Origin of the sequence: Methylosinus sp. R-45379, assembly GCF_001644125.1 — a bacterium.
In the GTDB taxonomy this organism is placed as follows: Bacteria; Pseudomonadota; Alphaproteobacteria; order Rhizobiales; family Beijerinckiaceae; genus Methylosinus.
Genome location: NZ_LUUM01000269.1, coordinates 54,454 through 78,418, shown reverse-complemented (window position 1 = coordinate 78,418; position 23,965 = coordinate 54,454). Strand labels below are relative to the sequence as shown.

Sequence of the window (23,965 nt, the reverse complement as noted above, 5' to 3'; positions counted from 1 at the left end):
GAGCCGCGCCAACGGCTGGCCCTTGGCGACGCGCGCGCCGGTCGTCGCCTCGAAGACCTTCTCGATGAAGGCTTCCGAGCGCGTCGCCAAGGGCCAGCCGTTGGCGCGGCTCTATTCGCCGGCCATTGCGGCGGCGGCTGCCGATTATCTCGCCTTCTCCGGCGCGCGCAACAGCGGCGATCCCAGCCTGCTCGAGGGCGTGCGCCGCAAGCTCGAGACGCTGAACGCGCCAGCGGAATTCATCGCCGAGATCGCCAGGAGCCGGCGCGTGCCGGCGAGCGTCTCCTGGCCCGCGCCGCGCGACGGACTCATTCTCGAGCGCAACGCCGTCGAAGGGATGAAGGCCGAGGCCGGCCAGGTGCTGTTCCGCATCGCCGATCTCTCTGTCGTCTGGGCGCTGGTGGATGTCTCCGAGCATGATTATGCGCGGCTGCGCCTCGGCCAGCCGGTCGAGATCAGAGCGCGCGGCCTTCCCGATCGCATCTTCTCCGGCCATGTGACGGCCATTTATCCGCAGATCAATCGCGAGACGCGCACGGCGCGCGTGCGCATAGAGCTGCCAAATCCCGATCTGACCTTGCGGCCCGACATGTATGTGGAGGCGCAGATCGGCTCCGGCGATCACGACGCCGTCATCGCCGCGCCGGAAAGCGCGGTGATCGAGACCGGCAAGCGCGCGCTCGTTCTGCTCGACAAGGGCGATGGCCGTTTCGAGCCGCGCGCGGTGACGCTCGGCCGGCGTGGCGAAGGCTATGTCGAGGTGAGGAGCGGGCTCGCCGAAACCGACCGCGTGGTGACGGCGGCCAATTTTCTCATCGATTCGGAGAGCAATCTGCGCGCGGCGCTGCAGACTCTCGCCGGCGCGGAGACAGCGCGATGATCGGCCGGCTGATCGCCTGGTCGGCGCGCAATCTCATTCTCGTTTTCATCGGAGCCGCCTTCGCCGCGGCGGCGGGACTCTATGCGCTGCGCACTTTGCCGCTCGACGCGCTTCCCGATCTCTCCGACGTGCAGGCGATCGTCTACACGGAATATCCGGGGCAGGCGCCGCAAGTGGTGGAGGATCAGGTCACTTATCCGCTGACCAGCGCCATGCTGACCGTGCCGCGCTCGAAAGTGGTGCGCGGCTTCTCCTTCTTCGGCGTCTCCTTCGTCTATGTGATCTTCGAGGATGGCGTCGATCTCTATTGGGCGCGCTCGCGCGTGCTGGAATATTTGAGCGCCGCCGGCAAGAAGCTGCCGCAAGGCGTGACGCCGACGCTCGGCCCGGACGCCACCGGCGTCGGCTGGGTCTATCAATATGCGCTCATCGCCAAGGAGATGACGCTCGCCGAGCTGCGCTCGCTGCAGGATTGGACGCTGCGCTACGGCCTCTCCAAGGCGGAGGGCGTCGCCGAGATCGCCAGCGTCGGCGGTTTCGTCAAGCAATATAATGTCGTCGTCGATCCCAACCGGCTGCGCGCGCTGGGCGTTTCGCTGAAGCAGCTACGCGAGGCGATCCGCGCCAGCAACACGGATGTCGGCGGACGCACGGTGGAGCTCTCGGAATTCGAGTTCATCGTGCGTGGCCGCGGCTATCTGAAGAGCGCCGCCGACATAGAGCATATCGGCTTGCGCGCGGAGAATGGCACGCCTCTGCTGCTGCGCGATGTCGCGCGCGTCGAGCTGGGGCCAGACGAGCGCCGCGGCGTCGCCGAGCTCGACGGCGAAGGCGAGGTCGCCAGCGGAATCGCGCTGCAACGTTACGGCGTCAATGCGCTGAGCGTCGTCGAGAATGTGAAGGCGGCGCTCGCGCGGCTCATGCCCGGACTGCCGAAAGGCGTCGAGATCACGACCGTCTATGATCGCTCGCCGCTCATTCACGCGGCGATCGAGACATTGCGCAAGGCGCTCGTCGAGGAGAGCCTGATCGTCGCGATCGTCTGCGCCGCCTTTCTGATGCATATGCGCAGCGCAATCGTCGCGGTCGTCATGCTGCCGATCGGCGTGCTCATCGCCTTTGCAGCGATGAAGGCGATCGGCGTCGGCTCCAACATCATGAGTCTCGGCGGCGTCGCCATCGCCATTGGCGCGATGGTCGATGCGGCGATCGTCATGATCGAGAATGCGCATAAGCATTTGGAGCGCGCGCCGCCGCAGAAGCCGCGCCTCGACATATTGATCGAGGCGGCGAGCGAAGTAGGGCCGGCGCTATTCGTCAGCCTGCTCGTCATCACCGTCTCCTTCCTGCCGATCTTCACGCTCGAGGCGCAAGAGGGACGGCTGTTTGCGCCGCTCGCCTATACCAAGACCTTCGCCATGGCGGCGGCGGCGCTGCTCTCGGTGACGCTGGTTCCGGCGCTGATGGTCGTCTTCGTGCGCGGAAAGATCGTGCCGGAAGCGAAGAATCCGATCAATCGCGCGCTGATCTTTCTCTATCGTCCGATCATCGCGCGCGTCCTGAGAGCGAAGACGGCGACGATCCTTCTCGCCATCGTCGCGATCCTCGTGACGATCGTCCCGGCGGGCCGGCTCGGCGGCGAATTCATGCCGACGCTGGATGAGGGCGCCTTGCTCTACATGCCGACGACGCTGCCCGGCCTCTCCGTCACCAAGGCCGCCGAATTGCTGCAGACGCAGGATCGCATCATCAAGAGCTTTCCCGAGGTCGCATCCGTCTATGGCAAGGCGGGCCGCGCGGCGACGGCGACCGATCCGGCGCCGCTCGAAATGTTCGAGACCATCATCGCGCTGAAGCCGAAGGCGCAATGGCGCGCGGGGCTGACGACGAGCAAGCTCATCGCCGAGCTCGACGCGGCGCTGCAATTTCCCGGCGTCTCCAACGCCTGGACCATGCCGATCAAGGCGCGCGTCGACATGCTGGCGACGGGCATACGCACGCCGATCGGCGTGAAAATCTTCGGCCGCGATCTCGCGCAGATGGAAGGCCTCGCGCGTCAGGTGGAGGCGGCGCTGAAGCGCGTGCCCGGCACGGCGAGCGCCTATGCCGAGCGCGTCAATGGCGGCTATTTTCTCGATATCATTCCCGATCATCCGGCGCTCGCGCGCTATAATCTGATGATCGGCGATGTGCAGGAGGTGATCGCCACCGCGCTCGGCGGCGAGACAGTGACGACGACAGTGGAAGGGCGCGAGCGCTATGGCGTCAATATTCGCTATCCGCGCGAGTTCCGCTCCGATCCGCAGACGATCGGCAGGGAAGTGCTCGTGCCGCTGCCGCGCGGCGGCGCCGCGCCGCTGGGAGAGGTGGCCACGATCGAGCTGACGCGCGGGCCGACGTCGATCCGCACCGAGAATGGCCAGCTCGCCGTCTATGTCTTCGTCGATGTGCGTGATCGCGATCTCGCCTCCTATGTCGCCGAGGCGCAGAAGACCGTCGCGCAATCGATCGCTCTGCCCGCCGGCTCCTATCTCACCTGGAGCGGGCAGTTCGAATATATGCAGCGCGCCGAGGCGCGGATGCGGATCGTCGTGCCGCTGACGCTCGCGATCATCTTTCTGCTGCTCTATCTCAACTTCCGCCGCTTGACCGATACATTGATCGTGATGGCGTCGCTGCCTTTCGCGCTGGTCGGCGGCGTATGGGCGATGTGGCTCATGAGCTTCGACATGTCGGTCGCCGCGGCGGTCGGCTTCATCGCGCTCGCCGGCGTCGCCGCCGAGACCGGCGTCGTCATGCTGATCTATCTCGATCAGGCGCTACGTGAGATCGCCGCCGCACGCGCCGCGCAGGACTGCGCGCTCACGCGCGCCGATCTTCATGAGGCGATCATGCTCGGCGCCGTCGAGCGCGTGCGCCCGAAGATGATGACGGTGACGGCCATCATCGCCGGCCTGCTGCCGATCCTCTGGAGCTCCGGCGCCGGCTCGGAGGTCATGCAGCGCATAGCGGCGCCCATGATCGGCGGCATGGTCTCCTCGACGGCGCTGACGCTCATCGTCATTCCGGCGATCTATGCGCTCGTCATGGGCGCTCGTCTGCCACGCGCCGATGTCGCTCATACGCGCGACGCAACGGAGGCGTCCTAAAAGCGTGGGCGCGCCATACCCCGCAAAGCTTTCGCGCCGTCGCCGGAAGCCGAGCTCACGGCTTGTCATCGCGCGCGCCCACTCCGCCATCGCCAATGGCTTTTAGCGAATCGTGATCGCCGGCGAGGATAAGTGAACACCCGAATGGCGACTCTGCGGAAGCGTCGATAAACGGATTCTCGTCATCCGCCTCGTGTCGCGAGCAGTTCGCGACCTAGTCGCGGGGGGGGCTCGAATGACGGCGATCAAAACAATTATCGGCGCGTCAATGACGAGTCTGGCCACGACTGGCGTCGAATCTCGAATCGCGAAGCGATGAAAGTGGAAATCGAAACAAACCTCTCGCTTCCATTGGGCGACGGCTGGGGTCTCCACCCGCCCGCCACGGATCGCCTCGTCATCATCAACGCGACTGCGAAGCTCGTGCTGGACCTGCTGCGGGCAGGCGTGACGCGTGAGGAGATCGCAGGCGCTTTCACAGAGCATTTCGACCTGCCGCTGGATGACGCCGCGAGCGATGTTGCATGCGACGCATCGGCTTCTCCTTCCATCGAAGGCGACGAAATCGACTGCGGCGAATGGCGCTTCGGCGAACAGGCCGTCCACATCGTGTCGAGCGTGCCGGAGCTGACCCGAGATTATTTCGCGCGCTTCGCGCATGAGATCGCGCCGCCGAGCGCAAAGGCCGCGCAGCTGCGATTATCGACCGCCGGCGACGGCTATCGGCTGACGCTGGAGGGCGAGAGCAGATGGATCGGCGACACATTGCCGGAGCTGATCGCGCGACTTAACGAGCTCTTCCTCGGATGGGAGCATCCCGATGTGGAGCTTCTCGCTTATTTTCACGCGGCGGCGGTGAGCCGCAACGCGCGCGCCGTCCTTCTTCCGGGCGCGAGCGGCGCCGGCAATTCGACGCTCGTCGGCTATCTTTGCGGCCACGGATTTTCCTATCTCGGCGACGACCTCGTCGCCCTGTCGGCGCATGACTGGTCTCTACGGCCTTTGCCGACGCTCCTCTCGCTGAAATCCGAATCCTGGAACATATTGGAAGGGCTCTTTCCCGAGCGGTCCGACCGTCCGACCCTATGCCGCCAAGGGCGCGACGTGCGCTATGTGGCGCCGCGCGCGAGAGAGCGCTCTTCCTGCGCGCCGGCGATCATTCTCTTTCCGTCTTACACGCCCGAAGAGCCCGCGACGCTCGCGAAGCTCACGCCTCTGCAGACGATCACGCGATTGCTCGAATCGGCGATGGATATCGAGGCTCCCGTCACCGAAGCGAAGATCGCCGAGATTTGCCGCTTCATCCTGTCCACTCCAGCCTATGAGCTGCGTTACGGCGATCTGGCGCAGGCGTCGAAGATGGTGGAGGATGCTCTCGACGCGAAGGTCTAGGCAACCGCGCCAAATGCTCGCCCGATCGGCGCGACGCGGCTCGGCTGCCGAAGCGCCGGCTGCTCGAAAGGCGAGAGGACTTATCGCGCCCCTCGGCGCGAGCCGATAGCCGCGTCTCGCCGCCTTACGGGACAATGCGCGCGGCCTCACTCCACCGCCAGCCGCTCGGCGAGCTCGGACACATCGTCCCAGGTCAAAAGGTGGCGTCCCTCCACCGTTTCCACGAGAACGCCATCCTGCCCGACGGTCGCCGAGAATTCGACATCGCCGCCGACCGGGCTCAGATAGATGATGTCGGCCCGGCGCCAGTCATAGGCCAGAGCGGTAAAATTGCGCGACAACGTTCGGCCTTCCTCGAGGGTCAGGTCGAAATATACCCGCTCGCTCAGCATCATCCGCAGCATATCGCCGAACAGCCGGTTCGACACGCGCTTGACGAGGGGATAGCTCATGCGTCTCTGCTCGGGTGAGGCTGTGCGGCTGGAGCCAGGACGGTCGCGCTTCCCGGCGCCGCGACAGAGTGGGGAGCCACCGTCGTCGTCTCCGCGGAGAAACGCGGCGATGGCTGCTTTTGGGTGACGAGCAACGCCCATGCCACGAGGGCTCGGGCTCGGCTGCTCGCCTAGACGGCGCGAACCTCCTCCGGCTTCGCGATGAATTCCAGGCGGTCGGCACGATCGAAATCCGCCGCCGCCGCCTCGAGCAGGAAGCGGTTCGGATACCAGAAATTGGCGTAGGGCAGGAACAGATTGCCGAACGACAGGCTGGCCAGAGGCTCGGTCCCGGCGAAGAGAACGACCTCCACTCCGACGCCATTGGTCGGCCCGACCGTATTGTCGCCGAATACTTCGAACTGGACCACGAATTTGGCGGACGTAACGCCGCCCTCCGAGGTTTTGATCCCGATGACGCGGAGATCCTGGAAACGGCGACCGATCGCGCCATCCGTCAGAAGTTGCTGAAATTCATGCGCGCGCCCCTTCTTGACCTGACTGGCGTCGTCCAGCGGGACGCCAAGATCGGCCAATCCTGTGGGCTTGGCGGGCGCCAGCGTCACGACGGTGCGGGTTTCTTGCAGTACGGGCAAGGTCGGCTCCTTGTGGTTTTCGACGTTGGACCCGACAAAACCGGGGTCCACGCCGCGCGCCACGCATTTTGCGCGCCAAACGCCGAGACGCCGCTTTTGGATCAGCGGCCTGCCGCTCACTGCCTCGGAATGGCGCTCGTCGCCCGCAAAAAACGAAAAGGGCGCCGCCCGATCCGTCTGGATCGGACAACGCCCTGTTTTTCTTCCGAAAACGCCTAGCGCGTCAGGCCCAAGCCGCCTCGCCGAGCGTGGACAGAACCGCGCGCATCGCCTCGCGATTGCTCAGCGTGACATAGGCGTAGCCACATTCTTCCATCGCTGCTCTCGTCGCCTCGCGCATTTTCGCCAGGCGGCGACGCGACAGGCTCGGGAACATATGATGCTCGATCTGGCTGTTGAGGCCGCCGGTCAGCCAATCGAGAAAGGGCGAGCTCGGCGTGTTGCGCGTCGCGCGCGCCTGCCGGTCGTAGAATCCCTTCGACTCCTTGGCGTCATAGACTTCCATGCCCGTGTGGTTGAGCACGAAGACGAAGGCGAGGATGAAGCCGCCGACGAGCTGGGCGCCGAGGAACCAGAGCCAGCCGGTCCAGGCCGGCCCCGGCGTCAGCATTCCCGCGAGCGCGAAGCCCGACACCCAATGGGCGACGCAGAGCGACGCTTCCCACCATTGCTTGTTCTTGGCCGCGACCTCTATGCTCTGCCAGCTCCAGTTGAAGCGCGCGACCGAGAGGATCGGGAAGAACAGCGGAACCTGAAAGCGGGGCAGAAAGAAGGACAGCGCGCGCCCCAGCCCGGCGCGCCGCGACTTGGCGTTGTATTCCGCGAGCGACTTGTCCCAGACCAGCCAAGGGGGGGAGTCGATATCGCCGTCGATCGGCGTGAGGCTGCCATCCTCCTCGACGCGGCAAGCGTTCGGGAAAGCGTGGTGAAGCTCGTGCTTCTCGACCCACCAGGTGGAGCCGAATCCCTGGGCGAGCGCGATCAGCCGCAGCTTCAGACGCGCCTTCGTCTCGCCGCGGGGACCCCACTGGCTATGCGCGACGTCATGACCGAGATAGGCCGTCCGCGGATAATGCAGGCCGAGAACGAGCAGTCCGACCGCCGCAGCGACGCCGCCCTGTGCGAGCAGCGTGAAAGCGAGGGCGGGGGCCGCCACAAGCTCCAGGCAGCGAAGCGCCTGTTCCCAAAAGGGCACGCTGTAATAGCCCTGCTCATGCGCCCAGCTCCTCAACGCAGCGATACGCTGGGCCAGGCCTTTTGCGTCCGGGGCGCCGTCTGGAGCATCGAGGGTGGCCGAACTTGCATGTTGTTGGTTCAATGGAATACCCGGGTAGCACGCTCGGCTACTGTCTGAGGCCGCAGCCTCTGCCTATCGGGCGAAGACGGGGCTTTTGTCAAATTTCTTTCACGGAAGAAGGGGTCGATCGGCATCGATCCGGCTCGAAAATCGGGGCCGCTAGGCCGGTTGGCCCAAGAAAAGCCGCTGTGTCGAGAATTTTTGTCGCGGGGACGCCGGCATTGTGCAGCTTTCGCCTGTCCCATGGCGACGAGAGCAGCCAAGTCCCTGCTTCTGGACTCGCTCGCCGGCAGCGTTGGACGTCCGTGACAATTCCGCGGCTTGTTCTCATGCGTCAGTCCTGGGCGTCCGCCTCGAGCCTCGCCCGCCGAGGCGCGGCGACTTGGATTTTCTCGGACGCCCGATCTATAGTCGCGCTCACGGAAAAGGTCCGCATCCGTCGCCCGCGACTTTCCCGTTTTTACAAAATTTCCAATGCTGACATTCGCGGATATCCGGCAGAGACCGGAGCGATGACGATTGCGCCCAAATGGGCGGGACCGGACTTCCACGAAGTCAGGCCATTGCCTGACGCGATCGTCGAGCGCACGCTCCGACGGCGCTGCGGAGACGCCGGCGCCAACATCGATCCGCGTCCAATCTCCGGCCAACGATGAGAAACCCGGTGTGAATGGGGGACCCCTCGAAATTGAAATGATCGAACGGAATCGTTCGATCCAACCGCATTCGCACCCTGGAATTTAGAGCGCCTCCTCCGCGATCGCCCAGAGCTCGAGCTCGAGCTCCGGCCAGTCGCCGGAAAAATGCAGCCCGATCGAGGCGGCGACGGAGAACTCCCGCCACAGCGGCGAATGACGATCGAGATAGAAATAGACATGATGCGAGATCGTGCGAATTTGGCCGGGCGGCGTCGGCATATGCACGAGCGGGATTCCCGGCAGATTGGCGTAGACGATATCGTTCATGCGATTATTCGGCCCGACCTTCAGCAGCTGCGGCAAGAGCTGCTGAATCTCCGACGGCGGCCGATCGCTCGCCACTTCCAGCACCAGCGTCGCATTGCCGAGCAGCGCACGGTCGCGGATGGGCGAGATATAGACATTGGGCGCCCGCTGAACCAGCTCCATCCGACGCGCGCGCCGGCTCGTCCGGGCGCTGAGAAACTCTTGCAGATCACGCAGGATCGGCTCGAAGACATTCTCCAGATCGTCGTGATCATAAGCCGGATAAATGCGGCTGCGACGCTGCTGCGAGCCGAATGTCGCGAGCTCGCCGGCGAGCGAGGCGAGCGATGTGTAGAGCCGCTCCGGATGCGTATAGCCCGACTGGCGCAGATGGCGCAGCAAGGGCGCGGCGCGATTGAGCGTCTGCAGCAGCAGATAGTCCGCGCTCTGCATTCCGCCGCCAGAGGACGGATCGGCGGCATAGCGCGCCAGCTCCTCGAGCTTGTTATCGACCCAGCCGATCACACGGTCGATCCATCCGGTCACGACGCTATGCGCCGCGCAGACGAGCAGCGGCGGCGCGAAATTCGGATCGAAGATGATGACCTTGTCGCGTATCTCCAAAATGCGCGCGATGGCGAGGCAATCATATCCCGGCTTCGGCCGACGGCCGATCTCGAGCTCGAGACGCAGATGCGCGACGTCGATCTCCTCTTCGTCGCGCATCTCCGCGACCGAGTCGATGATCGTCTCCACGCCTTCGGTGAAACGGCTCGCCACATCTTTCGCGCGATAATCGACCTCGCGCGAATTGGGCGAGGCGTTGGGCAATGTCAGCCAGACGGTGAGGCCCGCCGCCTTCGCCGGCGCCTCGATGGAGGCCGGCGCCGGACCTTCGCCCGGAATATCGAAAGGCGTGCCGTCCGGCATTACGCCCGCCGCCTTGCGCAGCGCGATCTTGCTCTGCTGCGCGAGATCGGAATCGATCTCGAGCTGCGCGAACCCCCAGGGGTAGGGACTGGCATGCCGGGTGCGGCTCTCGATGATGCGCTCGAGATAGCGATCATTTTGCTGGAGATGGTGCGGCCGCAAGAACAAACCTTCCCGCCACACGACTTTGCTGCGCCACGACATTGTTCTCGTCCCCTCGGATGCGCGGGTCGCTCCATCTCGTCGCATTGTGAGATATCGCATGTGAGCACGCCGGAAAGACCCGCTGTTCTTTCTCGACGACCGTTCTACCCGCGCAGAAGCGCACCCTCGGTGAGAAAACCCACAGCGCTGTGAACGGCGCAAAGAACTTTCGTTCCTTCCGTCGCGCGCATTCCCATCACGCGATCTGCGCGAGGCGCAGAGCCTCGTCCAGCCAAAGACGAAAAGCGTCCTCCCGCGCCGACGGCGTGAGCCGGCCGGCCGCGAGCATCAAGGCGCCGCGCACGCAGCCGGGCGCCAGTCCCGGATCGACGACGAATGCGACCGCTTCCGCCTGGCCGCTCGAGCGCAGCCAGACGCTCGGACCGCAATAGGCGGCCGCGTAAGCGACGCTCGTCGCAGGCGTCGGCCGCGCGGCGCAGCGCGCGACCTCGAACGCCTGCGCGCGCAACCGCTCCTCCGGCTGGCGAACCCAGGCCTCCGCCGCATCGAGCGCGTGACGATCGAGATCGGCCGCCGTCGGCTGCAAGGCGCGCAAATTCTGACAGGCCCACCAGACCGCTCTACGACGCTCGAGCCAATAGGCGCAAAAGCCGACGGCTTCCGCAATTCGTCGAGAGGCTCGCAGCTTCGCCACGAATTCGAGCGGCGTCTCCCTCGTCGGCGCGACACCGATCTCACGCGCCGCGGCAGGGAAAGCCGCGAACAGATCATCTGCGGTCGAAAATCTCTCGCGGATCATCACGCGCCTCCATCAAGGAACCGGAGCCACGACGCCGACCGCCTTCAAAGGCCCAGGGACCATCATGGGACCGACGGCGTTGATCACGCCCGGCCCGACGGTGAAGGTCGCGCCGCCGGCTTGAAGCACGATCGACACGCCCGCGACGAGCGTGATTGTCGCCCCCGCCATGATCGTCACCTCGCCGCCCGCCTGGATCGTGATCGCGCCCCCCGCCTGCGTCGTCTGCTCGCCGCCGACCGTCACATTCTGATTGGCGCCCACTGTCGTTTTGTCGCTCATGGCGATCGTCGCCTCGCGGCTCATGCCGACTGTGAGCTTGTCCTCGCTCGCGATCGTGACCTTGCGGTCGCCGCTCATGACATTGAGCTCGTCATCGCCCATCTTGATCGTCGTCTTGCGTGACGATTGTCCGACCGGCGTCTCGAAACGCTCGCCGATCTCGCGTGTCTCAGCATGCTCGATCGTCGATTCGAGATCGCGTTCGGCATGAAGCCGTATCTTCTCCTGCAACTTCGCGTCTTCGAACATCAGCTCATTGTAACCATTCCCGCCGGTCGAACTGTTCGACTTCACGCCCGACTGCGTCTTATTCGCGGGCAGGCAGTATGGGAGCCCATTATCCTTGTTGTAGACGGATCCGACGATCAATGGCCGATCAGGATCGCCCTCGAGAAATTCGACGACAACCTCCATTCCGACGCGCGGTATAAACTGCCCGCCCCACTTTGCGCCCGCCCACATTTGCGCGACCCGCACCCAGCAGGAACGCAGATCGTCGCGATCCCAATAGAAGCGCACCATCACGCGGCCGTAGCCGTCGTCATCGACGTCGATCTCCTCGCTATCCTTGCCCTTGCGCGCCACCACCTTGGCGGTTTGCGGACCATGAATCATCGGCTTCGGCGTCGCCAAGGGCGCACGAAAAGGCCGATCGCTCGGATGCAGCTCGTAGGCGCCCTGATAAGGCCGCGCGTCCGCGCCCGCGCCCGACCGATAGGCTTCCATCGCAAAACGATGCGTGCAGCGCGCGATCAAATATTGCTTGTTTTCTTCATCGGTCGGATGGCGTGTCACGCTCACGAGGCCGCCGGGGAAAAAGTCCGCCGCGTCGCCATCCACGAAGCGACGATAATCACCCGCCTGCGCGGCCTCCAACCTTATTCGCGCATAATGCTTGCCGATATCGCGCTGCTCATATTTGCCAGGATAGTCGTAATATTCGAGCGCCGACTTGTCATAACGCTCTGTGGCGCTCGCCTCACCGGACATGTCGGCGTTGGGCGCGGTAAAATTGTAATCACGCAGCGTTACCTTGCCGGTCTGCAGCTTGCGATTGGAGGACCATCCAAAGAGACGTCGCGCCTGCGCATGAATGGAGCCGAACTCCTTTCCCGCATATTCGATCGTCGGCGTGTTCGGCAGCGCGCCATGAGAAGACGCCGAATCGGCGAGCACGAGCCTTGCGCCGTCCTCACTATGCTCGAAGAAATAATAGACGCCATGCTGCTCCATGAGCCGCGACACGAAAGCAAAATCGCTCTCCCTATATTGCACGCAATAATCGAGACACGGAAAGTCGCCCGACAGCGCCTTGCGAAAATCGATCTCACGCTTGCGTAGCACCTCCTCGATGATCTCGATCGCGGTCTTTCGATGCCAGATCGCGCAATTGCTCGTACGTGTTAGCAGCCAGAGCGACGGCCGCAACACGAAGCGATAGGCGAACAGATCGCCGCGCCGCCCGATCGCCTCGGCCTCCACCGCAATTCCGCTGAAATGGCGCGTTTCGCCATGGCTTCCACGCAAGCCGACGCTGCACGAACGTCCGAGCGCCTGGTCGAAATCGATCGTCGCCTCGCGAGAAAGCGCCAGCACGCGAAACTCGAAAAGCTCGCTCAACCCCTCCGTCCCTTCGAAGCTCTCGACGACCAAACGCTCGTCCGCGAAAGGCGATTTGAACGCGGCGAGCCGCTTCTGCTGATCGAGACGACTGTCCATTGCGGTTCACTCCCTGCCGCCAGCGTCACCGCCAGCGTGCTTCCTCGACGCAAGCTACTCGCCTCTACGGATCGCGGGCTGTGGCATAGGCCACATCGCGCATGCCGTCGGCGCACGAAAAGGAGGCGGGAGCCAACGCAAACCATAGAGTGAGGCAAATCATGACCAAAATCGACTTCACTACGGCGATCGCGCCACTGTCCGATCGCGACCCCTGTGGTCCCGACCTCGATCTGCAAGGAGACGACGACTACTTGAATTTCGTCGCCGTTGCCGAGGGATTGCTGCCGACCGAATATTTTCGCGACGGCGAAGCTTTCGACGCCTCGCAACCGGCAATGCTCGCACATTTCGATCAGATCGGCGCTCTCATGCGACGAACGCGCGACATACGCCTGTTCTGTCTCGTCGCGCGCTTCGCCATTCTGCGTCGCGACTATGAGCAATTCGTCGGCGCCGTCCACGCCATCGCCGAATTGCTCACCGCCAATTGGGAAGAGGCCCATCCCGGCGCCGAAAACGGCTCCTTCGCGCTTCGCGCCGCAGCCCTCGGGCCGCTGAACGAGTCGACCGTCATCTTCCCGCTCCAATACATGCCGCTCTGCGAGGATCGCCGCTTCGGCGTTATCCATTATCGCGCCCAAATGTGCGCGGTCGGCGAAGCCAAGCCCAGGGAAGGCGAGCCCATTCTCTCCTCACTGTCCATTTCGCAGGCTTTTCGGGATTGCGAAAGAGAGCGACTCGTTACGAAGCGGGTCCTCATCGACCGACTGGCCGAGGCGCTCGAGACCATCCACAGCTGCTTCGGCCGAATGTGCGGTTTCGACAAAACGCCGCGCCTCGACAAAATCCGCGCGACCGTGGCCGGAATGCGCGCCTTGCTCACCGAAGCCGCCGGCGACGAGCCGAAAGGTGACGCTGCCGCGAACGGGAAGCCCGAACCTCGACATTACGCCGACAGTCGCATCGACGCCCCCGCCCATGCGCGCCGCGCTCTCGACGCTACGATGGACTATTTCCGACGACACGAGCCTTCCAGTCCGGTGCTGCCACTGGTGGCCAAGGCGCGCGACATTCAAGGCAAGTCGCTCGCCGAAGTGCTCGAGTCTCTCGTGCCACGGCATGCCTCCGACGCCGAATATGAAATCGGCGACCAAAAGTTCTTCGCCCTGCCGCTCGATCTTTTGACCCAGGTCACGCCGCCGGCAGAAGGCTATTGCGAAGACTCGGGCGCCGAGATCGAAACAGAGCCGCACGCCCCGACGCACGAAGACGCCGAAGAGCAAAGCGATCCTCATTATGACGAATGGAATGAAGCGCCGACCGACGAACCCTATGTCGACCATCTTCCACTCGCGGCTGCGTTTCCTATCCCGCCCGAACCGATATTTCGCGTCGCGACGCGCGCCGAAGCGATGCAGCTGCTCGACGAGACATCGCGCTATTTCCAGATCGCGGAACCGTCGAGCCCGATCCCCTGGCTGATCGCCAGCGCAAAAAAGCTCGCCGAAAAAGACTTCCTGAGCCTTCTCGGCGAGCTCCTGAAAGAGCGCGCGCTGAGCGATCGCAACGCCGAATGACGCTCGAGCCGATCACGCGAAACGCCGGCGCTCGCCTTGTGACTTTAGTCACCGCCACAATCGATCACTTCGAGCAATTTGCGCTCCAGGACAAATCGCCGACCCGCACGACAGTCAACGACGCGGCCACGACGACGGAAACACGACGTCCTGAAAGCCCCGGAGATATCCCCGGGCCGATGCTCGCACCCACGACCATCGCACCGAAGCGAGGACAGACAAATGACCCGACAAAGCAATAGCGGACAGAAGTTCATCAGCCGCAACCGCCCGCCGCGCGTCCAGATCACCTACGCCAATCCGACCAATTCCGAAGAGAAAATCGAGCTCCCCTTCGTGATGGGCGTGATGGCCGATCTCTCCGGCAATGCGCCGAGCACGCCGAAAGAGGAGATGACGCAGCGCAAATTCCTCGAATTCGACATGGACAATTTCGACCAGCGCATGGGCGCTGTCGCGCCCGGCCTGGCTTTGCGCGTGGAGAATAAGCTCGCCGAAGAGCCGGGCGAGAAGCTCGCCGTCAATCTTCGCTTCGAGACAATGGCCGATTTCAATCCGGCGTCGATCGCCGCGCAGACGCCGGCGCTGGAGAAGCTGCTCGAGGCGCGCACGCAGTTGGCCAATCTGCTTCGCTACATGGACGGAAAGGCCGCCGCCGAGGAGCAGCTGCGCAAGCTCCTCAAAGATCACAAGCTGATGGCCGATCTGCGCGACAGCCGCGCCTGAACCATTCCGCCAACCAGCTTTCCGCAACCCGCCTTCGACACGAAACGAGGATCATATGTCCCAGGAACAGGAAATTCTTCACCCCTCCGAACCCTCCCAAATCGTCATCGCCGACGAATTTTCCGAGGTGCTCAAGCAGAGCTTCAAGCCGCGCACCGAGCGCGCCGAGACCGAAGTGCAGAACGCCGTCTCGACGCTGATCAAGGAAGCGCTCGCCGACACGGCCGTCATCAAGGACGATGTCGTCGAGACGATCGAGGCGATCATCGCCGCGATCGACGAGAAGCTCACTTCGCAAATCAATGTGATCTTGCATGACGCCGATTTTCAGAAGCTCGAATCGGCCTGGCGGGGCCTGCATCACCTCGTCTATAATTCCGAAACCGACGCAACGCTCAAAATTCGCGTGATCAATGCGTCGAAAGAAGAGCTCTATCGCCATCTCCGCCAATATCCGGCCGCGGCATGGGACCAGAGCCCGCTCTTCAAGAAAGTCTATGAGGAGGAATATGGGCAGCTGGGCGGCCGACCCTACGGCTGCCTCATCGGCGACTATTATTTCTCGCAGCGCGCGACCGATGTGCAGCTGCTCCGTGATCTCTCGAAGATCGCTGCTTCCGCGCATGCGCCTTTCATCGCCGCCGCCGATCCGACGCTGATGGGCATGGACAGCTGGACCGAGCTGTCCAACCCCCGCGATCTCTCCAAGGTCTTCGACACGCCGGAATATGCGGCATGGAAGGGCTTGCGCGATTCGGACGACGCAAAATACATCGGCCTCTGCCTGCCGCGCGTGCTCGCGCGACAGCCCTATGGCGCGAAGTCCGAGCCTGTGCCGCAATTCGCTTTCGAGGAGGATACGGACGGACATGCGGGTGAAAACTACGCTTGGATGAACGCCGCCTATGCGATGGCGTCGAACATCAATCGCGCCTTCAAGGAATATGGCTGGTGCACGCGCATTCGCGGCGTCGAATCGGGTGGCGAAGTCGAAAATCTCCCCACCCATACATTCCCCACCGACGACGGCGGCGTCGATCTGAAATGCCCGACCGAAATCGCGATCAGCGATCGCCGTGAGGCGGAGCTCGCGAAGTCCGGCCTCATTCCGTTGATCCACCGCAAGAACACCGATCGCGCAGCCTTCATCGGCGCGCAGTCTCTGTTCAAGCCGAAGGCCTATCAGAATGACCCGGAAGCCACCGCGTCCAGCAACCTCGCCTCTCGCCTTCCCTATATGTTCGCGGTCAGCCGCTTCGCTCATTATCTGAAGTGCATGGTGCGCGACAAGATCGGCTCCTATCGCGAGAAGGAGCAGCTCGAGCGCTGGCTGCACAATTGGATCCAGGACTATGTGGACGGCGATCCGACCAATTCGACCGAAGATGTGAAGGCGCGCCGTCCTCTCGCCGGCGCATCGATCTCCATTGTGCCGAATGAGGAAAACCCCGGCTATTACTCCGCCACATTCGAGCTGCGACCGCATTATCAGCTCGAAGGAATGGACATCGGCCTGCGTCTCGTTTCCCGCCTGCCGACGGGCAAGTGAGACACGAGTACGCATTGTGGCTTCCGCCACATCCGTCGAAGCGCTTCTTCTTCATTGTAGAACCATCGTCGAAATCGACGAGATCCAAAAACGCAATACTGAAAGGAACTCGATATGTCTTCTAATGCTTTTCTCCACATCGCCGGGATCAAGGGCGAGTCGAAAGCCGAATACGCCGAGCTGAGCCCGAAGGCGGAGTGGATCGATATCCTCGATGTCAACTTCAACATTCACAATCATTCGAGCTCCAGCTATGGCGGCGGCTCTGGCGTCGGCAAGGCCGACTTCGGCGCCATCTCCTTCGTGAAGCGCTACGACAAATCCTCGCCGGGCCTCATGCATTTCTGCGCGGTCGGCAAGCACATTCCGAAGGTGCAGGTGAAGCTCTTCAAATCCTCCGGCGACAAGGAACCGCTAGAATATATCACGATCGTGATGGAGCAGTGCTTCATCACCAGCGTCGTTCCCTCCGGCCTCACCACCGGCGAAGGAATGGAGGCGCTCGGCCTCTCCTTCGCGAAGTTCGACCTCTCGTATAACGAGCAGGACGGAGATGGAAAGAAGGTCAAGGGCGGCCAGTTCGCCTGGGACCTCAAGGCGCTGCAGGGCAAGGCGAGCTGACCGAGGACGCTGCGACGAGCCGCTGCGCGACAATCGCCGCGCAGCGGCGACGACGAAATGCGAGAATCGCCGAGGAGCATTTCTATGGGTTCGACCAATTACACATTGCAGATCGACAGCGTGCGTGGCGAAGCGCGGCGCGGTGGAAAGGACGATCTCATCGAGATTCTCGGATTCGAATATGGGACCACCGCCAATCATTTCCAAGGCGAGCCGGGACATAAGCGCCGCAGCTATTCGAATGTGCGCTTCCGCAAGATCGTCGATCGATCGAGCGTCACCATACAGCAGATGCTCGCGCAGAATACAAAGTTACGGAAGGCGACTCTCAGCCTGACAAAGGGCGGCGGCGAGCCGCTCGTCTATTACACGCTCGTTCTCAAGGACGCGTATTTTGTGTCCTACAAGATTTGCGGCGAGGACGCCGCCGACGAATTCGCCGCTCTGCCGAAGGAGGAATTCGAGATCAGCTACCGCCGTCTCGAGGTCGAATATGAGGCGCAAGACGACAAGGGACTGAAAGACGGCGCCGTTTCCTTCGCCGACGATATTGCGACCAATGATTGAGGGAGGCGGAAATGGCGGAATCGCTGCGAAACAGAGTCGAGTCTTCATTGCTGCACTGCTTTCGTGCAGCGCATAAGGCGAAGGATACGCGAACGAAGCTTACTGCCGGCGCGTCGCAGCGTTCGGCGACGATTTCGCGCGAAGGCCGGCGCGTTGCAATTGCGGAATCGGCCCTCAAAGAGGAAGTTGCCCAGCATGTCGAAACGCTGCTCAATTGCGTCGCTGTCGATTCGACGATCGATCTCGAGCGGTTTCCACGGGCTCGACGCTCGGTCTTGAATTACGGCTTCCCGAGCATTGCGCGTCTCACCATAGACGAATTGGAGCGCTCGGGCCTCGAATCCGAGATCGAGCGGACGTTGCGCAGCTATGAGCCGAGGCTGATCGCCTCGACGCTGCAGGTGAAACGAGACCGACGCATCGACCCGGCCGAGCTCACCATTCGTTACATCGTCCATGCCGAGCTGGCGAGCACGCCGCTTCCCCTTCCTATGGAATTCATAGCCGATGTCGAAGTCACGACCGGCAAGATCCAAATTCAGCAGAGGTGACGCCATGAACCGCGAATTCCTCGATCTCTATGATCGTGAGCTCGATCTCCTGTACGAACATGGACGAGAGTTCGCCGAAGAATATCCTGGCGTCGCATCGCGTCTCGGCGGCTTGGCGCGCGATTCTATGGACCCCTCGATCTCGGGCCTGTTCGAAGGGTCGGCGTTTCTCGCCGCGCGCGTTCAGCTGAAATTGAAGCACGAGTTTCCCGAGTTCATCAACAATCTCCTGGAACAGCTCGTCCCGAATTTTTTGGCGCCGACCCCCTCCATTTTCCTGGCTCAGATTCGTCCGCCTTTCGGCGACCCCGCTCTGAAAGAAGGACGCGTGATCGCGCGCGGCGCGAGTGTGGACGCTGGCTATGTCGAACGTGAGCGAGAAGTCTCTTGCCGATATAAGCTCACAGCGCCTGTCGAACTCTGGCCATTTGAAATCGCCGCCGCGGAATATTGCCAGACAGCGGCGCCACTGGCGGCGCTCGGGGTGAAGCCGGGACCCGAAACGGTCGCCGGAATGAAGCTGACCCTGAGCATGCGCTCGGCAGTGGAACCCCGCGAGAGCAACGGAGCCGCGCAAGATATTTTTTCGTCCTGTCCCGTGGAACATCTGCCGATTCATTTATGTGGCGCGGAGGCCGAATCGGTCGGCCTCTATGAGCAGCTGTTCGCGCATTGCACCGGCGTGTGGCTGCGCTGCGTCGATGAGACGGGAGAACCAATCGTGATCTCGCTCGGGCGTGAGGCGATCGGCGAGATAGGCTTTGGCGACGACGAGGAGTTGATCCCGTCGGACGATCGAATTTTTCGCGGCTTCGAGCTGCTGCGCGAGTATTTCACCTTTCCACAGAAGTTCCTGGGCTTCGATCTCCGCGGTCTGCGGCGCGCGCTGGCGCGAATGCCAGCGAGCTCGATCAGCGTGATCTTCGGCTTCGATGAGATCAATTCGCAGCTCCCCGCGGCGGTTCGTCCGCAAATGTTTTCGCTTTTCAGCGCGCCTGCGGTCAATCTGTTCGAGATGACGACCGATCGCATCCGTATTCGCAAGAATCAGCACGAGCATCAGATCCTCCCGGATCGAAGCAAGCCTCTCGATTTCGAGCCCTATCGCGTCCTCGATGTCGTCGCCTATATGTCGGGCGGCGGAGAAAAGCGTCCCGTGCGTCCGCTCTACACAGCGGCGGCCGACGATGCGTCGTCGTCCGATCTGAGCTACACGATTCGAAGATGTCCACGTCGCCACTCGGAGGACGAAAGGCGGCGAGGCGTCGCATTCAATTACACGGGCTCCGACGTTTTCATCTCGATCAGCGAGCCGGCGTCGTTGACCACGGAAAGCGAGATCGCCGAGCTCGGCGTTCGAGCGTTGTGTTCCAATCGGCATCTTCCCGAACATCTGCCGGTCGGGACCGGCAAGGCCGATTTTCGGCTGACGGACGATATGTCTCTCGACGTCGTCTGCGCCGCAGGGCCCACGGCGCCGCGCGATGCGGTCGTTTCCCAGATCAAGAGCCGCACAGAATCGGCGCATTCCGGCGTCGTCGCCTGGCGTCTTTTGAATATGCTCAGCCTCAACTATCTCGGCCTCAGCGAGCATGGTGGCGGCAAGAATGCGCTGGCGCTTCGAGAGATGCTGGCGACATTCGCCGACGCCGTGGACAGCTCGATCGAGAAGCGGCTGCGCGGAATCAAATCGGTGGAGAGTCGCCAGATCGTACGCCGCTTGCGTCGCGCGAGAGGCGTCGGGACGGCGCTCGGCGTCGAGATCACGCTCACAGTCGACGACAAGGCGTTCGAAGGATCAGGCGCTTTTCTGCTCGGCGCGGTGCTGGATCGGTTTTTCCCAGCCTATGCGGGGATGAACAGCTTCACGCAGCTGGTGATGCGCACCAGCGAGCGCGGCGTGATCATGCGTTGGCCGGCGCGAATTGGCTCGCGGAGGCTGATGTGACCTATCTCGAACATTTGGCGGACGAACCCTGGCGCGTCGATTTCTTCGACATGATGCGTCGGCTCGAGCGTTCGCTCGGACATGCATCCGACGAAGCAAAGGCCAAGCCCCGGATCGGCGATAGCGCGTCTCGCAAGGACGAGACGATCGAGATCGACGGCAAGGCTGTCGCGCTGTCCTTCGGGCAGGATCCTTGGATGAGCTTTCCGGGCTCCAATGTCGCGCGCGTCGAATGGCGTGATCGAGCGCATGGGGCGGACGGCGAGCCGAGCTCGCCGGAAGAAAGCGAGCGGCTGCACGTCGTGCTCAAATTCCTCGGAATGCTCGGCCCGCAGGGCGCTTTGCCTCTATCCCTCACCGAGGAGGCGCATGGCTGGTCTCTGCAGCAGGACCCGTCTTTCGCTCACTTTTTGGATATTTTCAACAATCGCTTCCTGCAGCTCTTCTACCGAGCCTGGGCGGATTCGCGCGCCATTGTGCAGCATGATCGCCCAGACTGCGATCGCTTCCAGGATTATGTGACCTCGACCATCGGCGTCGGAACGCCGCCCTATCGCGGGCTCACCACGATTCCAAAAGGCATTTCCGCCTATGCCGGTCTTTTGGGTTCGCGCACGAAATCTGGCGAGCGCCTGGCGGGCGCTATTCGCGGACTGTTCGCAGTGGAAGTCGAGATCGAGCAGCTCGGCGGCGGCTGGCTCAGGATCGAGGAAGGCGAGCGCAGCAGGCTCGGACGCAGGAACTGCGCCTTGGGCGGCGATCTGATGGTCGGCGCGGCATCCTTCGGTTTCGATCACAAATTCCGCATTCGGATTTTCGTCGAGGATTTGAAGCGCTATCGCGACTTCCTGCCGACAGGTGAGGATTGCCACAGACTGAGCGACCTCCTTTTCTTTTATATCGGCGAGGAAATGGAATGGGACGTCGAAATCTCTCTTCCAGCGACACAGACGACTCCGATTTCGCTCGGGCGAACGGGAGAGCTCGGCTGGACCAGCTGGATGGCGCCGAACCGCGCGAGCGGCGAGCGACGCTGCGACGCCCGCTTCGATCCGGCGAAACATGCGCGCGCCGCTAAGCAGCGGATGCAATGAATTTGAGGAGGACGGAGAAATGACAGAGATCAGCCTGGAAACCGTGACCGGCAAGCTCAATCGCGTCGGCTATGACGCTTTCATGCGCGCCTTGCGGCAGGCGAAGCAGGCCGGGCATCGCAATGTGGAGCTCGCACATTGGCTGATGCATCTTCTGCAGAGCGAGGGGAGCGATCTCGATCTCACGGTCGATCGCTTCGCGCTCGACAGGGCCAGGCTGTCGCGCGATCTGGAACAGCTCATCGGCTCGTTTCGCGTCAATGAGACACAAATGCCCGGCGTCGCCAACAATGTGGTGGACGCGCTGGATCGCGGCTGGCATTTCGCCACTCTGCTCTTTGGCGAGACTCAAATTCGGAGCGGCCATCTGCTGACGGCGCTGCTGAAGACGCCGGAGCTTCGTCGGGCTCTACGATCGATGTCGAGCGAGTTCGACAAGATCGCAGACGAGGCGCTGACGCAGGAGGCCAATCGGATTTGGGCCGGATCACAAGAAGAGAATCTGAGGCCGCTGGACGGCGCCGGGCCTGTCGCCAAAGGCGCGCGCGAGGCGAAGAGCGCACATACGGCGCTCGATCGCTTCGCTCAGGATCTCACGGAAAGGGCGCGCAGCGGCGAGCTCGATCCTGTGCTGGGGCGCGACGATGAAATTCGTCAGGTCATCGATGTGCTCATGCGACGCAGGCAGAATAATCCGATTCTGATCGGCGAGGCGGGCGTCGGCAAGACGGCGATCGCGGAAGGATTTGCACAGCGCATCGTCGCCGGCGCCGTGCCTCCGGCCTTGCGGGACATTCGTCTTCTGTCGCTGGACATCGGCCTTTTGCAGGCCGGCGCCTCGATGAAAGGCGAGTTCGAGCAGCGGCTTCGGTCGGTCATCGACGAGGCGCAGTCTTCGCCGACGCCAGTGATCCTGTTCATCGACGAAGCGCATACGCTGATCGGCGCCGGCGGACAAAACGGCGTCGGCGACGCCGCCGATCTGCTGAAGCCGGCGCTCGCGCGCGGCGCCTTGCGCATGCTGGCGGCGACGACCTTCGCGGAATATCGACGCCATATCGAAAAAGATCCCGCGCTGTCACGGCGGTTTCAGCCGGTCGATGTGGACGAGCCTTCCTTCGAGCGCTGTGTCGAGATGCTGCGCGCCATGGTGAAGCCGATGGAGCGGCATCACAATGTGCGCGTCTCCGAGATGGCGATCAGAACGGCGACGAAGCTGTCGCAGCGCTACATTCCCGCGCGCAAGCTTCCAGACAAGGCGGTCAGCCTACTCGACACGGCCTGCGCGCGCGCGGCGATCTCGCAGAATGCGACGCCTGCGCCCATAGAAGATGCGCGCGCCATGATCGCGGCCTTGGAGAGCGAGCGTGCGGCCATCATGAGCAATAGCGACCTCGAGGCGCTGGACGAGCGCCGCCTGCATGAAGTGGATGTGGAGATTTCGTCCGCGCAGGAAAAGCTCGCCGAGCTCGAATCGCGTTGGACGCGGGAACGCGGCCTCATCGACGATATACATCGATTGCGGGAGGAGGCGGCCTCTGCCGAGCCCGCGCACCGACAGGCTGTCCGCGAGCGGCTCGACGCCAAATCCGAGGCGCTGGAGGCGCTGAGCCCGGAGCAGCGCATGATCTACGCGCATGTCGATGAGCAATGTGTCGCCTCGGTGGTTTCGGATTGGACCGGCATTCCGGTCGGACGAATGGTGACGGATGAGATCGAGACGGTCCTTCATTTGACCGAGATTTTGAACGAGCGCGTCGTCGGCCAGACGCACGGGCTGCGGTCGATCGCAAAGCGCATCGAGACGAGCCGGGCGCGATTGGACAATCCCGACAAGCCGATCGGCGTCTTCATGCTGGTCGGCCCCTCGGGCGTCGGCAAGACGGAAACAGCGCTCGCGCTCGCGGAAGCGCTCTACGGCGGCGAGCAGAATGTCATCACGATCAATATGTCGGAATTTCAGGAGCCGCACAGCGTGGCGACGCTCAAAGGGGCGCCTCCCGGCTATGTCGGCTTCGGCGAGGGCGGCCGCCTCACCGAAGCGGTTCGCCGCAAGCCTTACAGCGTCATTCTGCTCGACGAGATCGAAAAGGCGCATCCCGACGTGCACGAGATTTTCTTTCAAGTCTTCGACAAGGGCCAGATGGAGGATGGCGCAGGCAGGCGCATCGATTTTCGGAACACTCTGATCATTTTGACATCCAATGTCGGAACCGATCTGCTGATGCGGCTCGGCGCCGACCCCACCGTCGCGAATGATGCAGAAGCGCTCGCGCAGGCGCTGCTGCCGGAACTGCTGCGCGTATTTCCGCCGGCGCTTCTCGGCCGCATCGTGACCGTGCCTTACTTCCCGCTCTCGCGGCAAATGCTCGCCGGCATCACGCGGCTGCAATTGGATCGCATCGGCAAGCGGGTGACGGATGGATATCGCGCGACGTTCAGCTATGACGATACGGTGGTGGACCACATCGTCGAGCAATGCCGCGATCCCGACTCGGGCGGCCGGATGATCGATAATATCGTCACCAACACGCTATTGCCGGCTCTATCCCGCGAGTTCTTGAAAAAGGCGCTGGCCAAGCAGGAATTGGCGCGGGTCGCCGTGGGAGTCCAAAATGGCGCGTTCGAATATTCATGCGCATGAGCCGGCCGGCGGCCCGTCTCGTCGCTGATCGAGATAGCGAA

Annotated in this window: 18 protein-coding genes; 12 read left to right on the top strand and 6 right to left on the bottom strand. The window is 62.8% G+C overall.

Annotated elements, in window-relative coordinates; genetic code table 11:
* From A1351_RS16560 to A1351_RS16550, 3 genes are all read left to right on the top strand, one after another.
* Positions 1-880 (top strand): efflux RND transporter periplasmic adaptor subunit (locus A1351_RS16560; protein ID WP_245291673.1); only part of this gene is annotated, 880 nt, incomplete at its 5' end.
* On the top strand, positions 877-4,029 hold the full coding sequence (locus A1351_RS16555; protein ID WP_064033512.1) for an efflux RND transporter permease subunit: 3,153 nt from the start codon (positions 877-879) through the stop codon (positions 4,027-4,029). The genes A1351_RS16560 and A1351_RS16555, both read left to right, overlap by 4 nt.
* A 315-nt stretch (positions 4,030-4,344) precedes the next feature.
* On the top strand, positions 4,345-5,421 hold the full coding sequence (locus tag A1351_RS16550; RefSeq protein ID WP_024882169.1) for a hypothetical protein: 1,077 nt from the start codon (positions 4,345-4,347) through the stop codon (positions 5,419-5,421).
* A gap of 146 nt (positions 5,422-5,567) precedes the next feature.
* On the opposite strand, the gene A1351_RS16545 is transcribed toward A1351_RS16550, so the two are convergent.
* The 6 genes from A1351_RS16545 to A1351_RS16520 form a co-directional block, all read right to left on the bottom strand.
* Positions 5,568-5,873 carry a hypothetical protein gene (locus A1351_RS16545; protein WP_026597758.1) on the bottom strand — a complete coding sequence of 102 codons (306 nt, stop codon included), beginning with the start codon at positions 5,871-5,873 and terminating at the stop codon, positions 5,568-5,570.
* 170 nt (positions 5,874-6,043) lie between these two features.
* Entirely contained in the window at positions 6,044-6,571 is a 528-nt protein-coding gene (locus tag A1351_RS16540) for a hypothetical protein (protein ID WP_245291672.1), read from the bottom strand.
* Between the two features lie 160 nt (positions 6,572-6,731).
* Entirely contained in the window at positions 6,732-7,664 is a 933-nt protein-coding gene (locus tag A1351_RS16535; RefSeq protein WP_245267496.1) for an acyl-CoA desaturase, read from the bottom strand.
* An 881-nt stretch (positions 7,665-8,545) separates the two neighbouring features.
* Entirely contained in the window at positions 8,546-9,883 is a 1,338-nt protein-coding gene (gene tssK, locus A1351_RS16530; protein ID WP_024882174.1) for a type VI secretion system baseplate subunit TssK, read from the bottom strand.
* Positions 9,884-10,079: 196 nt separating this feature from the next.
* Complete coding sequence (locus tag A1351_RS16525; protein ID WP_024882175.1) at positions 10,080-10,643, bottom strand: hypothetical protein; 564 nt, start codon at positions 10,641-10,643, stop codon at positions 10,080-10,082.
* 12 nt (positions 10,644-10,655) lie between these two features.
* On the bottom strand, positions 10,656-12,644 hold the full coding sequence (locus A1351_RS16520) for a type VI secretion system Vgr family protein (protein ID WP_064033511.1): 1,989 nt from the start codon (positions 12,642-12,644) through the stop codon (positions 10,656-10,658).
* A gap of 161 nt (positions 12,645-12,805) precedes the next feature.
* Here A1351_RS16520 and A1351_RS16515 point away from each other — a divergent pair, with 161 nt between their 5' ends.
* From A1351_RS16515 to tssH, 9 genes are all read left to right on the top strand, one after another.
* Positions 12,806-14,224 (top strand): ImpA family type VI secretion system protein, encoded by a 1,419-nt coding sequence (locus tag A1351_RS16515; RefSeq protein WP_064033510.1) that lies wholly within the window; start codon positions 12,806-12,808, stop codon positions 14,222-14,224.
* A 222-nt stretch (positions 14,225-14,446) separates the two neighbouring features.
* Entirely contained in the window at positions 14,447-14,950 is a 504-nt protein-coding gene (tssB, locus tag A1351_RS16510) for a type VI secretion system contractile sheath small subunit (protein ID WP_026597763.1), read from the top strand.
* A gap of 55 nt (positions 14,951-15,005) precedes the next feature.
* Positions 15,006-16,499 carry a type VI secretion system contractile sheath large subunit gene (gene tssC, locus A1351_RS16505; protein WP_026597764.1) on the top strand — a complete coding sequence of 498 codons (1,494 nt, stop codon included), beginning with the start codon at positions 15,006-15,008 and terminating at the stop codon, positions 16,497-16,499.
* Positions 16,500-16,613: 114 nt separating this feature from the next.
* Entirely contained in the window at positions 16,614-17,120 is a 507-nt protein-coding gene (locus A1351_RS16500; RefSeq protein ID WP_064033509.1) for a type VI secretion system tube protein Hcp, read from the top strand.
* A gap of 84 nt (positions 17,121-17,204) precedes the next feature.
* Positions 17,205-17,687, top strand: a complete 483-nt coding sequence (locus A1351_RS16495; protein WP_026597766.1) for a type VI secretion system tube protein Hcp — start codon at positions 17,205-17,207, stop codon at positions 17,685-17,687.
* Positions 17,688-17,698: 11 nt separating this feature from the next.
* Positions 17,699-18,238, top strand: a complete 540-nt coding sequence (locus tag A1351_RS16490) for a type VI secretion system baseplate subunit TssE (RefSeq protein ID WP_051592323.1) — start codon at positions 17,699-17,701, stop codon at positions 18,236-18,238.
* Positions 18,239-18,242: 4 nt separating this feature from the next.
* The gene (gene tssF / locus A1351_RS16485) at positions 18,243-20,186 is read left to right on the top strand and encodes a type VI secretion system baseplate subunit TssF (RefSeq protein WP_064033508.1); all 1,944 of its coding nucleotides are present in this window, start codon (positions 18,243-18,245) and stop codon (positions 20,184-20,186) included.
* Positions 20,183-21,280 (top strand): type VI secretion system baseplate subunit TssG, encoded by a 1,098-nt coding sequence (gene tssG, locus A1351_RS16480; protein ID WP_245291671.1) that lies wholly within the window; start codon positions 20,183-20,185, stop codon positions 21,278-21,280. Before tssF ends, tssG begins: the two co-directional genes overlap by 4 nt.
* Before the next feature lie 19 nt (positions 21,281-21,299).
* A complete protein-coding gene (gene tssH, locus A1351_RS16475; RefSeq protein WP_064033514.1) occupies positions 21,300-23,924 on the top strand; it encodes a type VI secretion system ATPase TssH in 2,625 nt (874 codons plus the stop codon).
* Positions 23,925-23,965 lie beyond the last annotated feature (41 nt).

Coding starts and splice junctions, on each gene's coding strand:
- A1351_RS16555 (WP_064033512.1), top strand. CDS start 877: ATGATCGGCCGGCTGATCGCCTGGTCGGCGCGCAATCTCATTCTCGTT.
- A1351_RS16550 (WP_024882169.1), top strand. CDS start 4,345: ATGAAAGTGGAAATCGAAACAAACCTCTCGCTTCCATTGGGCGACGGC.
- A1351_RS16545 (WP_026597758.1), bottom strand. CDS start 5,873: ATGAGCTATCCCCTCGTCAAGCGCGTGTCGAACCGGCTGTTCGGCGAT.
- tssK (WP_024882174.1), bottom strand. CDS start 9,883: ATGTCGTGGCGCAGCAAAGTCGTGTGGCGGGAAGGTTTGTTCTTGCGG.
- A1351_RS16525 (WP_024882175.1), bottom strand. CDS start 10,643: ATGATCCGCGAGAGATTTTCGACCGCAGATGATCTGTTCGCGGCTTTC.
- A1351_RS16520 (WP_064033511.1), bottom strand. CDS start 12,644: ATGGACAGTCGTCTCGATCAGCAGAAGCGGCTCGCCGCGTTCAAATCG.
- A1351_RS16515 (WP_064033510.1), top strand. CDS start 12,806: ATGACCAAAATCGACTTCACTACGGCGATCGCGCCACTGTCCGATCGC.
- tssB (WP_026597763.1), top strand. CDS start 14,447: ATGACCCGACAAAGCAATAGCGGACAGAAGTTCATCAGCCGCAACCGC.
- tssC (WP_026597764.1), top strand. CDS start 15,006: ATGTCCCAGGAACAGGAAATTCTTCACCCCTCCGAACCCTCCCAAATC.
- A1351_RS16500 (WP_064033509.1), top strand. CDS start 16,614: ATGTCTTCTAATGCTTTTCTCCACATCGCCGGGATCAAGGGCGAGTCG.
- A1351_RS16495 (WP_026597766.1), top strand. CDS start 17,205: ATGGGTTCGACCAATTACACATTGCAGATCGACAGCGTGCGTGGCGAA.
- A1351_RS16490 (WP_051592323.1), top strand. CDS start 17,699: ATGGCGGAATCGCTGCGAAACAGAGTCGAGTCTTCATTGCTGCACTGC.
- tssF (WP_064033508.1), top strand. CDS start 18,243: ATGAACCGCGAATTCCTCGATCTCTATGATCGTGAGCTCGATCTCCTG.
- tssH (WP_064033514.1), top strand. CDS start 21,300: ATGACAGAGATCAGCCTGGAAACCGTGACCGGCAAGCTCAATCGCGTC.